6 protein-coding genes are annotated in these 12,617 nt (G+C 65.7%); 5 read left to right on the forward strand and 1 reads right to left on the reverse strand.

Annotated elements, in window-relative coordinates; genetic code table 11:
- Positions 1 to 2: 2 nt before the first annotated feature.
- Together recN and AWB81_RS04690 are read left to right on the forward strand one after the other, a co-directional pair.
- Positions 3 to 1,658, forward strand: coding sequence for a DNA repair protein RecN (gene recN, locus AWB81_RS04685; RefSeq protein ID WP_062632729.1), 1,656 nt, complete (start codon positions 3 to 5; stop codon positions 1,656 to 1,658).
- 184 nt (positions 1,659 to 1,842) lie between these two features.
- Positions 1,843 to 2,781 carry a hypothetical protein gene (locus tag AWB81_RS04690; protein WP_062632730.1) on the forward strand — a complete coding sequence of 313 codons (939 nt, stop codon included), beginning with the start codon at positions 1,843 to 1,845 and terminating at the stop codon, positions 2,779 to 2,781.
- Positions 2,782 to 2,889: 108 nt separating this feature from the next.
- Here AWB81_RS04690 and glnE read toward each other — a convergent pair whose 3' ends face one another.
- On the reverse strand, positions 2,890 to 5,868 hold the full coding sequence (gene glnE, locus AWB81_RS04695; protein ID WP_268811734.1) for a bifunctional [glutamate--ammonia ligase]-adenylyl-L-tyrosine phosphorylase/[glutamate--ammonia-ligase] adenylyltransferase: 2,979 nt from the start codon (positions 5,866 to 5,868) through the stop codon (positions 2,890 to 2,892).
- Between the two features lie 42 nt (positions 5,869 to 5,910).
- Here glnE and AWB81_RS04700 point away from each other — a divergent pair, with 42 nt between their 5' ends.
- From AWB81_RS04700 to tldD, 3 genes are all read left to right on the forward strand, one after another.
- Positions 5,911 to 10,113, forward strand: coding sequence for a YhdP family phospholipid transporter (locus AWB81_RS04700; protein ID WP_062632732.1), 4,203 nt, complete (start codon positions 5,911 to 5,913; stop codon positions 10,111 to 10,113).
- Positions 10,114 to 10,190: 77 nt separating this feature from the next.
- Entirely contained in the window at positions 10,191 to 11,024 is an 834-nt protein-coding gene (locus AWB81_RS04705) for a carbon-nitrogen hydrolase family protein (protein ID WP_062632733.1), read from the forward strand.
- A 126-nt stretch (positions 11,025 to 11,150) separates the two neighbouring features.
- Positions 11,151 to 12,617: a metalloprotease TldD gene (gene tldD, locus AWB81_RS04710; RefSeq protein ID WP_062632734.1), complete on the forward strand. Its 1,467-nt coding sequence runs from the start codon at positions 11,151 to 11,153 to the stop codon at positions 12,615 to 12,617.

The following is a 12,617-nucleotide window of genomic DNA, read 5'->3' on the forward strand; positions in this document are numbered from 1 at the left end:
CCATGCTCCGTCATCTCTCGATTCGCGACTTCGTGATCGTCGCCGCGCTCGACCTCGAATTCGACAGCGGTTTCACGGTTTTTTCGGGCGAAACCGGCGCCGGCAAATCCATTCTGATCGACGCGCTCGCGCTCACGCTCGGCGCGCGCGGCGACGCGAGCGTCGTGCGCACGGGAGAAGCGCGCGCCGACATCACCGCCGAATTCTCGACGCACGACGGCGTATCGAGCTGGCTCGAGGAGCACGCGCTCGTGGCGGAGGAATCGGACACCGTGATGCTGCGCCGCGTGGTCGATTCGAATGGCCGCTCGCGTGCGTTCATCAACGGCACGCCGGCGACGCTCACGCAGCTGCGCGAAGTCGGCGAGATGCTCGTCGACATTCACGGGCAGCACGCGCATCAACTGCTGATGCGCCCCGACGCGCAGCGCGAACTCTTCGACACCCATGCGGGCCTCACCGACACCGCCGCCTCGGTGACGCGCGCGTATCGCGCGTGGCGCGACGCGGCGCAGGCGGTCGATGCGGCGCAGAGCCGCGACCGCGAACTGCAACTGGAGCGTGAGCGGCTCGCGTGGCAACTGAGCGAATTTGACAAGATCGCCGCGCAGCCCGGCGAATGGGAGGACGTGAGCGCGGAGCATCATCGGCTGTCTCATTCCGCGAGTCTCATCGACGGCGTGCAGGGCGCGCTGAACGCGCTTTCCGAATCCGACGAAGCGATGATCACGCAGCTTGCCTCGATCATCTCGAAGCTGCGCGGTCTCGCCGACATCGATCCGGCGCTGTCGGACGTGCTCGCTTCGCTTGAACCGGCCGAGATCCAGTTGCAGGAAGCGTCGTATTCGCTCTCGCACTACGCGCAGCGGCTCGAACTCGACCCCGACCGCCTCGCGCAGGTCGAAAAGCGCATGGACCAGTTGCATTCGACCGCGCGCAAGTTCCGCCTGCAGCCGGAAGCGCTGCCCGAGGAACACGAAGCGCGCCGCCGGCAGCTCGCGCAGCTCGATGCTGCCGCCGACCTCGATGCGTTGCGCGCTACGGAGTCGAAAGCGAAGGATGCCTATCTCGCCGAGGCAAAGGTGCTGTCGAAGGCGCGCGCGAAGGCGGCGAAGGCGCTCGGCGCGGCCGTCACGACGGGCATGCAGGAATTGTCGATGGCGGGCGGCAGCTTCGACGTCGCACTGGTGCCGCTCGCCGAAGGCGGCGCGAACGGGCTGGAACAGATTGAATTTCGTGTCGCCGGCCATGCGGGCGTGGCGCTGCGGCCGCTTGCGAAGGTGGCGTCCGGCGGCGAACTGGCGCGCATCAGCCTGGCGCTCGCGGTGATCGCGAGCACGGCCAGTCCCACGCCGACGCTGATCTTCGACGAGGTCGATACGGGGATTGGCGGGGGTGTCGCGGAGGTCGTGGGGCGGCTGTTGCATCAGCTCGGGCGCGATCGACAGGTGCTGTGCGTCACGCATTTGCCGCAGGTCGCAGCGCGCGGAGATCAGCATTTTCAGGTGGCGAAGGCAGGCGATTCGAACGGTGGCACCGTCAGTACGGTCACGCCGCTCGACAAGGCGAAGCGGGTCGAGGAAGTTGCGCGGATGCTCGGGGGAATCGAGATCACCGCTACCACGCGCAAGCACGCGAAGGAGATGCTGGCGGCTTAGGACGGGTTGTGGAGAACCGTCTGACCTGACGCGGCGATCGAATCGAAAATGTTCGCCGGCCCGCGGGCTTCAGGCCACGGCGGGCTAATGTTTTGCGCGTTGCATGCCGATATCCAGGGTGTGACAAACGCCTGCGTCAGTGTTCGCAGCAAACTTGAACAGTCAGAAAATCTTGAGACGAACGATGTCGTTGAACGAACCAGGTACGAAATTCAATTGCTCCGACAGCAAAGTTATCATTTTCACGTTTGCAGGAAGAGAAGCGTATCTGGAAATTCAAAAATCGTACATTCTCAAACTGCTGGAAACCCACGATAACGTCGAATATCACATCTGGAATTTCAGCAGGAATGAACGCGATAATGCCTATCTGCAAAAGCTGGCAAAAACCTCGCCGAAGATCAGGATTTTCAATGAATTCTATGAAGGCGACAACAAGGTTACGACGTGCGTGAAAAAAGTCGGCGTCATTTGCGCGTGCGTTAAGTGTCGGGTCGGAAAATGGTCCGAGCCTTATAAGTATTACGCGCGTAACGCCGAGCATAAAAACGACGTGTTCATCAAGGTCGACGACGATGTCGTTTTTATCGATACCGACCGTTTCCCATCGTTCGTCGACGTAGTCAGGGAACATCGCGGCAAGATCCTGAGTGCGAAGGTCATGAACAACGGCATTTGCTCCCTGACCGACCAGGCATTGCGCAGCCAGATAGAACAACTCGGCATCGTCAGAGACAAGACCTCGGCTGAAGCCTGGTGGTACCTCTGTACGGACATCAACTTTCTGAGGCTGTCGCACAATTGCTTCTTTGAAAACAAAGAGCGCCTCCTGAGCGAAAGCATTTGCGTTTATCCGATTCCACGCACGCGTTTTTCGATCAACACGATCGGATTCGACTGGACGGTCATGAATGAAATCGCGCTCAAACTTGGCACCGGCGCGAACATGAACGACGAGCACGTCATTTCCATGAACTTCGACATTCTGATAATGCAAGGCTTCGTCACGTGCCATTTGCATTTCAGCGATCAGCGGGCCGTGCTGTCCAATGAAGAAGAATCGATTCTGCTTGGCGCCTATACAGAACAGAAGGAAGAATATCTCGCGCTTGCGGAAGTGTGACTGGCGCGTTTTATCGCCAGCACGACACTGTCGTCACCTGCGAAAAGTGCGGTCAAGTCGAAAAAACGGCCAGGGTGGAGCGATATCCCATCGCTCCACGCCGTCCCCCTACAGCCCCGCGAACACCCTCTCCCTCCACGAAACCACGGCCGCCCTCTCCCCGGCGACCATTTCCGGCTCGACCCTCGCCTTCTCCATCCCGTCGAGCCTCAGCTTGTGCTGCAGCTTGCGATACAACCGGTAAGCCGCGCCAACCGTCTCCGCCTCCTCGCCCGTCATCAGCCCGCACTGCGCCGCGATCCGGAGCAGCGAAATATTCCCGGCATTCCGCACGAACTCGCGATGCTCGCGCGAATGCAGCAACACCCAGTACTGCACGATGAATTCGATATCGACCATTCCACCGCGATCGTGCTTCAAATCGAACAAGGCCGTCCGGTTCGGATGCCCGACGGAAACCCGCTCGCGCATCGCGACGATCTCGCGCGCCAGCGCCTCGGCCTCCCGCGGCATCACCAGCACTTCCGCGCGGATCGCTTCGAACCGCTCGCCGATCGCGGCATCGCCCGCGCAATAGCGCGCCCTTGACAGCGCCTGATGCTCCCAGACCCAGGCGGTGTTGGCCGCGTCGCCTTCGCGGATCTGATAGGCACGAAACGACTGCAGGCTCGTGACGAGCAGCCCCGATTCGCCGTTCGGCCGCAGCCGCAAGTCGACGTCGAAGAGCGTGCCCGCGCCGGTCGCCGTCGTGAGCCAGGTGATGAGCCGGCGCGCGAACATTGCGTAGATGTCGGAGGCGGCGTCGTCCGAGTCGTCGTAGAGAAAGATCAGGTCGAGGTCGGATGCGTAGCCCAGTTCCTTCCCGCCCAGCTTCCCGTACGCGATCACCGCGAACTTCGGCACTTCGCGATGCCGCTTCGGAAACTGCTTCCAGACCGTTTCGACCGTTACGTCGAGCACCGCGTCGGCGAGTTCCGAGAGCCGGTCGCTCACGTGCTCGACAGTGAGCTTGCCCGCGAGATCGATCAGCAGGATGCGAAACACTTCGGCCTGATGCGCATGCCGCAACAGGTCCATCTGCTGCTCGGCGCCATCGGCGGCGGCAAGGCTCGCGCGCAGCGACCGCTTGAACTCGGGCCAGTCGAACGGGCTCGCGATGGCTTCGTCGTCGAGCAGTTCGTCGAGCAGTTGCGGATGCCGGATCAGATAGCCCGCCGCCCAGCGCGCGCCGCCGAGCACCGACAGCACACGATCGAGCGCCGCCGGGTATTCAGTCAGGAGCGCGAGATAGGCGCCTCGCTTGGCTGTCGCTTCGAGCAGGTCGAAGAGGCGCATGACCGTGTCGCCGCGCCGTTCGGGCGGCTCGATCGAACTGGCCGCCGCGAGCGAGCGCTGCGCAATGATGTCGAATCGCTCACGGCTCTTCGCGGGCAAGCCCGCGTAACGCGCCGATTTCCAGACGTTGGTGAGCCGCTCGAGCAGCCCGGCCGGATTGGTGAAGCCAAGTTCCGCGAGGCTCGCGACCAGCTCTTCGCTCGCGCTTTCGTCGCCGAGCGCGCTGCTCCAGACCCACGACGCCACCGAGTCGTCCGGCACGCCGCAGCCGCCCTGACCGCTCACCTTGTCGGCGAAAATCTCGTCGAACTGCTCTTCGACGGCTTCCCGGTGCGCATCGAGGGTCGCCATCAGCGCGGCATAGTCGGCGAAACCGAGCGATTCGGCGAGCCGCGCGCGTTCTTCGGGCGCGACGGGCATCGCGTGCGTCTGAGCGTCGTTGCGATACTGCAGGCGGTGCTCGACCGTGCGCAGAAACAGATACGCCTCGCTCAGTGCCTTGCAGACCTGCGTCGAAATCAGGCCGTGCGCCGCGGCGCGCGCGAGCACGGCAAGCGTCGGACGAATGCGGAATTCCGCCGCCTGGCCGCCGCGAATCAACTGGAACACCTGTGCGCTGAACTCGATCTCGCGGATGCCTCCGCGCCCGAGCTTGATGTCGTCGGCCTTGTCGGGGCGCATCGACGCACGCCGCTGCGCTTCCTGCCGAATCTGCGCATGCAGCGAGCGGATCGCTGCGATCACGCCGTAGTCGAGATAGCGGCGATAGACGAACGGCGTCACGATCGCCTCCAGCTGTTTCGCGAGCCGTTTCGCGGAAACGCTCCCGGCTTCCGACACGAGCCGTCCCTTGATCCACGCGTAACGCTCCCACTCGCGTCCCTGCACGTAGAAATACTCTTCGAGCATGCCGAGGCTGCACACGAGCGGACCGGAATCGCCGTTCGGCCGCAGCCGCATGTCGACGCGAAACACGTATCCGTCCTGCGTGAGTTCGGCGAGCGCCCCGATCAGCCGGCGGCCGAGCCGTGTGAAGAATTCCTGCGTGGTGAGCGGAGCGCGCTGGCCGCCTGCCGTCTCGCCATCCTCTTCATAGACGAAGATCAGGTCGATGTCCGACGACGCGTTCAGTTCCCGCCCGCCGAGCTTGCCCATCCCGACGACGCCGAGCGTCAGCCGTTCGCCGTCGGGCCCGCGCGGCTCGCCGAAGAGCGCCTCCAGATCCGCCGAGAGCACCGCGAGCGCGCGCTGGATCGTGACTTCCGCGAGGTCGGTCATCGCGCCGGTCACTTCGGCAACGTCGGCGAGGCCCGCGAGATCGCGTTCCATCACCGTGCAGAAAACTTCGGTACGCAGGCGCCGCAGCGCGGTCTTGAGCGCGGCCTCGTCGAGCGCGCCGTCACCGGCGCAGCTCGCGCAAAGCGCGTTCAGGCGCGCTTCGATCCAGCCGCGCGTGACGCGTGACGTCGCCCGCTCGGCCACCTGCGCGGATAGTTCGGGGCGCGCCGCGTACGCGCGCGACGCATAGCTGGAATAAGCGGAACTGCGAAGTGCTGCGGGAGTCATCTGAAGTCGGGCTCGCTCGTTGCTTGGTGTTCGTTGCTCGATTGAATCAAGGATGGCCGAAAAGACGCCGGGCGCACCCGGCACGGTCACTCGCAAACCGCGCGGACGCAGACCGGACATGGCTTTCCGGCGGGCACCGAAGGCGCGTACACGGCCGAAATAACGGCACCCTGTGTTACATTCCATCGTCAAACACGCAAAACTACCATATCGCACAAACGCCGCAGCATGTCCGACAGCAAGGAATCCGTCGACCCTCTCGAAGTTGGACAAGCGAAGCCCAGCGGCACTGCCGAGCGCGCGCTTTCACGCGTCCTCAAGATCATCCTGGTGCTGGGCGTCGCGATCTATTTCGTAATCGCGGCGCTCTATCTCGGCCTGCGCTATGCCGTCCTGCCGCAGATCGACGCGTTCCGGCCGCGCATCGAACAGCTGGTCTCCGCGAAGATTCACGCGCAGTTGCGCATCGGCCGGCTTACCTCGCACTGGTCGGGACTGCAGCCGGTCATCGAAGTCGACAACCTGCGGATAGACGCCCCCGACGGCGCGCCCGGCCTCGCCGTGCCGCACGCGAGCGCGAGCCTCTCGTGGGCCTCGGTGTTCAAGCTCGCGCCGGCGCTCTCGAACCTCACCGTCGACGGTCCCGACGTAATCGTCTCGCGCGCGACGGACGGCACGATCCGCGTCGCGGGCGTGCCGATTCCGGCGAGGCGCACGAACGAGAGCGCCTTCACCACATGGCTCCTCAAGCAGGAGCACATCGTCCTGCGCGACGGCACGCTGCGCTGGCGCGACGCGCAGCGCACGGCGCCGGAGATCGCGCTCAAGCGCCTCAAGGTCGTCGTGCTCAACGAGGGCATCCGTCACCGGCTCGCGCTGCAGGCGCCCGCCGACGGCGACGTGCTGCGCGGTCCGCTCGATTTCCGTGCCGACTTCCGCCACCGGCCGTTCGCGGCCATCGGCGCGCCCGCGCACTGGACAGGCCGCGCGTATGTCTCGACCGGCCCCGTCGACCTGCCGACGCTCGCACGCTACGTGACGATGCCGTTCGAGATGTATAGCGGCCAGTTCGACAACCGCATCTGGCTCAACTTCGCGGGCGGCAAGCTGCAGACGGCGAGCGGCGACGCGTCGGGCGGCCAGATCGCGCTGCGCGTGCGGCCGACGCAGCCGCGCCTCGACCTGCCGGTCGCGCAGTTCGGCTGGGCGCTCGAACAGAGCGACAACGAGTACACGCTGCATCTGTCCGACCTGCGCGCGGAGTTCGGCCAGCCGGCGCTCGACGACGGCACGCCGCTCACGCGCCTCCTCGCGTTCCGCACACTGACCGGCACGTATCGCGCGGCGTCGGCGAATCGCGGGCAGGTCTTCGGCGTGTCGGGCGACCGCGTCGACGTGGGCATCCTCGCCGAATTCGCGCGCGCGCTGCCGCTGCCGCGCAAGGTCCTGACCGAACTCGTGCTGTTCAATCCGCGCGGGCTCGTCGCGAACTACACGCTGCGCTCCGAGCGCGCCGCGCCGAAGACCGACGCGCAGGCCGAGGAGGAGCGCGTGAAGGGCGAGGCCCCGCCGCTCAAGAGCTACACGATCAAGGGTGACCTGCAAGGTATCAGCGTGCAGGCGCAGGAGCCGCCGCCCGGCCTCACGGTGAACAACCATCCGCGCGCGGGGATTCCGGGCATCGAGAACCTGTGGGGCAAGATCGACGCAGACCAGTCGCAAGGCTCGATCACGATCGACACGAAGAATGCGGCGCTCACCATCCCCGGCGCCTTCGACGACCCGCGCCTCACCTTCGATGCGCTCACGGGCCGCGCGTCCTGGAACATCGCCGACGCACCCGCGCCCGGTGAGCCGCGCAAGGCGTTCACGATGCGCATCGAGACGCTGCACGTGAAGAACGCGGACGCCGAGGGCGAGGCGACCGCCTATTACTGGAACCAGGGCCACGGGCGCGGCACGCTCGACCTCAAGGCGAAGGTCGCGCGCCTGAAGGTGACGAGCCTCGTGCGCTACCTGCCGACGAGTCTCAGCGAACGCGTGCGCATCTATCTCGGGCACGCGCTGCAGGCAGGCGTCTCGCGCGGCGGCACGATCGAAGTTCATGGCGACCTCACGCGCTTCCCGTACGCGAAGTTCCCTAACGACGGCATCTTCCACATCGAGGCGCCCTTCACCGGCGGCAAGTTCGACCCGACGCCCTACCCGCCGCGCAAGATGAGGAACGGCCTGCCGAACACCTGGCCGGGCTTCGAGGGCATCAACGGCAAGTTCACGCTCGCGCAGAACAAGCTGCGCTTCGACATCGACCGCGCGCACTATCGTCGGGTCGCGATCACGAAGACGAGCGGGCGCATCGAGGACACGGGCAATCGCGAGTCGCTGTTGCTGATCGACGGCAACGCGCACGGCCCGCTCGCCGACATGCTCCAGTACGTCGACGACAGCTCGCTCGGCCTGATCGCGAAGCACGCGACGCGCAAGATCCGCGCGACCGGCGACGCGACGCTCGCGCTCAAGCTCGGCATCCCGCGCATCCGGCTGCCGAAACCTCACGTCGACTACGAAGGCTCGCTCACTTTCGCCGACAACGACCTCGCATACGAGAACCTGCCGCCGCTCGCGCACGTGCGCGGCCGCGCGCGCTTCGCGGAAAAAACCGTCATGCTCGACAACCTCAGCGGGCGTTTTCTCGGCGGCGAAGTGCGCGGCACCGGCGGCGTGAAGCCGGACGGCAGCTATGCACTCGATGTGAACGGGCGCATCGGCACGGATGCCGCGCAAGGGCTCAACATGCGCATCACCCCGCAAGTCGCGCAGTTGCTGAAGCACATAAGCGGCACGGCGCCCTACCGGATGCAGGTGCACGGCGTGAAGAGCGCGCTGCCGCGCATCGAGGCCAGTTCCGACCTGACCGGGCTCGGGCTCGACTTCCCCGCGCCGTTCGCGAAGCCGCAGGGCACGCCGATGCCGTTCGCCCTGAGCTTCGAGCCCGCCGCGGGCGAAGCCGGCCGTCACGACGCCAGTCTCACGCTCGGGCCGGTGAAGGCGCACTACATGGTGCAGCAGGTCGCGCAGACGCAGTTCAACGTCGTGCGCGGCGCGATCGGCGTGAACAAGCCGGCCGATCTGCCTGCGCAGGGCGTGGTGGCCAACATCGAACTCGAAGAGTTCGATGCCGACGCATGGCGCCGGCTGTTCGCGGAACTGAACCCGCCGCAGGCGCAGAGCGTGGCGCGCGCGGCCCCGCCGAAGCCCCCGATGAGCGAGAACGTCAGGCAGTTCATCCCGACGCGCTTCGCGCTCCATCTCACGAAGCTCAAGCTGCTGAACCGCCGCTGGGAAAACGTCGTGATCGGCGCAAGCGAGGCCGACCGGAAATGGCAGGCGAACATCGCGTCAAACCAGGTGTCGGGCTATGTCGCGTGGACGCCGGGCGCGACCCGCGACAGTCCCGGCGCATTGCAGGCGCGCTTCGCGCAAGTCGTGATTCCCGAGAAGGCGGAGAACGACCTTGTCGGACAGATGATCCGCCGGCCGCCGCGCAACATGCCGACGATCGATCTGATCGTGAACGAAGTGGTCATGCGCGGCCGCACACTCGGTCGGCTCGAAGTCGACGCGAGCAACGAAGTCGAGGACGGCATGCCGGTGTGGCGGCTCGACAAGTTCGAGTTCTCCAATCCCGACGCGACGCTCAGCGCGACTGCGAACTGGCGCGCGCTCACGGCCGCGCCCGAAGACGCCGACGACGATGCCCTGCGCCGCACCGCGCTCGATTTCAAGCTGGACGTGAAGGACGCGGGCGCGCTGCTCGACCGCTTCGGCCTGCCGCGCACGGTCAATGCGGGCACGGGCTCGATATCGGGCAAGGCCGCCTGGAACGGCAGCCCGACCGTCCCCGACCTGCCGACGCTCAACGGCGATCTCGCCGTCGACCTGCGTCACGGCCAGATCCTCAAGGTGGACGCGGGCGCGGCGAAGCTGCTCGGCATCCTCAGCCTGCAGAGCCTCGCGCATCTGCTCACCCTCCATTTCGATGATGTCGTCGGCAAGGGGCTGCCGTTCGAGAAGATCACCGGCACGGCGAAGATCGAGAACGGCATCGGCCGCACCGACAACTTCACGATGGTGACTTCGCCCGCGCGCGTCGAGCTGAAGGGCTTCGTCAATCTGCCGACGCAGTCGCAGGATCTGCACGCACTCGTGATTCCGACCGTGAGCGCGGGCGCGGTCGCGCTCGGTGCGGCTGTCATCAATCCGTTGCTCGGGCTCGGCACGCTCGCGGCGGATCTGGTGCTGTCGAAATCGATCAGCAAGGCGTTCGCCCGCGACTACGCGATCACCGGAACGTGGTCGAAACCGGTCATCCAGCGGGTGCACGGCGATCAGGGTAAGATCGAAATTCCTGCCGCCGCTGTCACCGACTGAGGCCGACAGCGTCGCGTTTTTGTCCCCGAGGCCTCAGGCCCGATCGACGCAACCGGACGCATTCACCGCAGGCAGACATGAGCGAAAGATCAAGCGAAAACCACGCCGGGCCGTTCCGGGTCGCGGCGCTGCAGATGGTCAGCACGCCGGATCGCGAGCGCAATCTCGCCGAAGCGGGCCGGCTGATCGCCGAAGCGGCGCGCGATGGCGCGCAGATGGTGCTGCTGCCCGAATACTTCTGCTTCATGGGTTTCAAGGACACGGACAAGCTCGCCATCCGCGAGACGCCCGGCGCCGGGCCGATCCAGCAGTTTCTCGCCGATGCCGCGCGCGAACATCGCGTGTGGGTGATCGGCGGAACGCTGCCGCTCGAATCGCCGGAGCCTTCGCGCGTCCTGAACACGACGCTCGTGTTCGAGCCGGCGGGCAAGCAGGCCGCGCGCTACGACAAGATTCATCTGTTCAATTTCGAAAAAGGCGACGAGTCCTTCGACGAAGCCCGCACCATCTGCCCCGGCGGCGAAGTCCGCACGTTCGACGCGCCGTTCGGACGCGTCGGGCTGTCCGTGTGCTACGACCTGCGCTTTCCCGAGCTGTACCGCAAGATGGGTGACTGCGCGCTGATCGTCGTTCCTTCTGCGTTTACTTACACCACCGGCAAGGCGCACTGGGAAACGCTCCTGAAGGCGCGCGCCGTCGAGAACCAGTGCTACGTGCTCGCCGCGGCCCAGGGCGGCAAGCACGAAAACGGCCGACGCACGTGGGGCCACAGCATCCTGATCGATCCGTGGGGCGAAACGCTCGCCGTGCGCGAGGAAGGCGCGGGCGTCGTGGCGGGCGACATCGATCCGGCGCGCATCGCGTCCGTGCGGCAGAGCCTGCCGGCGTGGCGCCATCGCGTGCTAGGCTGATCACTGGACACAAAACCTCAGACCAGATTCTCGGGCTTGAAAGCGCGCTTTTTTTCCCGCAGATAGCTCCCCAGACACCGACGCTAGAATATTCATACACGTCACCGATACAGCCACAGGCACCGCATGAACATCATCGAACCCGGCATCCGCAATCTCGTCACCGCGAAGGACGTTCTGCTCACGCCCTACGGGCTCGACGAGGCGCTCATCACGCGCACGCTCGCCGAGATCTTCACGCACAAGGTCGACTACGCGGACCTCTACTTCCAGGCGACCCGCAGCGAGGCATGGAGCCTCGAAGAGGGCATCGTCAAATCGGGCAGTTTCAGCATCGATCAGGGCGTCGGCGTGCGCGCCGTGTCGGGTGACCGCACGGCGTTTGCCTATTCCGACGACCTCTCGCCCGACGCGATCCGCCAGGCGGCCCACGCCACCCGCGCGATCGCGAAGGCAGGTGGCGGCAAGCACAAGATCAAGTCGGCGAGTTCGCTGACGGGCGTCTCCGGCCGCGACCTCTATCTACCCTCCGACCCGCTCCATTCGCTCGACGCGGCCTCGAAAGTGAAGTTGCTGGAGCGCGTCGAAAAGATGGCGCGCGGGCGCGATCCGCGCATCACGCAGGTGATGGCAGGCCTCGCCGGCGAATACGACGTCGTGCTGGTCGCGCGCAGCGACGGCGCGCTCGCCGCTGACGTGCGCCCGCTCGTGCGCGTGTCCGTCACGGTGATCGCAGAGCACAACGGGCGCCGCGAAATCGGCAGCGGCGGCGGCGGCGGACGCTTCGACTACGGCTATTTCACCGACGCGATCCTGTCGAAATACGTCGACGACGCGGTGCATGCCGCGCTCGTCAACCTCGAAGCGCGCCCCGCTCCGGCCGGCGCGATGACCGTGGTGCTCGGGCCGGGCTGGCCGGGCGTGCTGCTGCACGAGGCGATCGGCCATGGGCTCGAAGGCGACTTCAACCGCAAGGGATCGTCGGCGTTCGCGGGACGCATGGGCGAGCAGGTGGCCGCGAAGGGCGTGACGGTCGTCGATGACGGCACGCTGCCGAATCGCCGCGGATCGCTCAATATCGACGACGAAGGCAACCCGACGCAGTGCACGACGCTCATCGAAGACGGCATCCTCAAGGGTTACATCCAGGATTCGCTGAATGCGCGCCTGATGAAGATGCCGGTGACGGGCAACGCACGGCGCGAGTCCTACGCCGCGCTGCCGATGCCGCGCATGACCAACACCTACATGCTCAACGGCGACAAGGACCCGGGCGAAATCCTCGCGTCGGTGAAGAACGGCCTGTACGCGGTGAATTTCGGCGGCGGCCAGGTCGACATCACCAACGGCAAGTTCGTGTTCTCGGCCTCCGAGGCGTACATGATCGAAAACGGCAAGATCAGCTACCCGGTGAAGGGCGCGACGCTCATCGGCAGCGGCCCGGAATCGCTCAAGTACGTGACGATGATCGGCAACGACATGGCGCTCGATTCGGGCGTCGGCGTGTGCGGCAAGGAAGGCCAGAGCGTGCCGGTGGGCGTCGGCCAGCCGACGCTGCGCATCGAAAGGATGACCGTGGGCGGCACGGCCTGA

This window comes from Caballeronia arationis, from assembly GCF_001544975.2.
Taxonomy (GTDB): domain Bacteria; phylum Pseudomonadota; class Gammaproteobacteria; order Burkholderiales; family Burkholderiaceae; genus Caballeronia; species Caballeronia arationis.

Excerpts from the sequence above, each read along its gene's own strand:
- AWB81_RS04700 (WP_062632732.1), top strand. The coding sequence starts at position 5,911 with ATGTCCGACAGCAAGGAATCCGTCGACCCTCTCGAAGTTGGACAAGCG.
- recN (WP_062632729.1), top strand. The coding sequence starts at position 3 with ATGCTCCGTCATCTCTCGATTCGCGACTTCGTGATCGTCGCCGCGCTC.
- AWB81_RS04690 (WP_062632730.1), top strand. The coding sequence starts at position 1,843 with ATGTCGTTGAACGAACCAGGTACGAAATTCAATTGCTCCGACAGCAAA.
- glnE (WP_268811734.1), bottom strand. The coding sequence starts at position 5,868 with ATGGAATGTAACACAGGGTGCCGTTATTTCGGCCGTGTACGCGCCTTC.
- AWB81_RS04705 (WP_062632733.1), top strand. The coding sequence starts at position 10,191 with ATGAGCGAAAGATCAAGCGAAAACCACGCCGGGCCGTTCCGGGTCGCG.
- tldD (WP_062632734.1), top strand. The coding sequence starts at position 11,151 with ATGAACATCATCGAACCCGGCATCCGCAATCTCGTCACCGCGAAGGAC.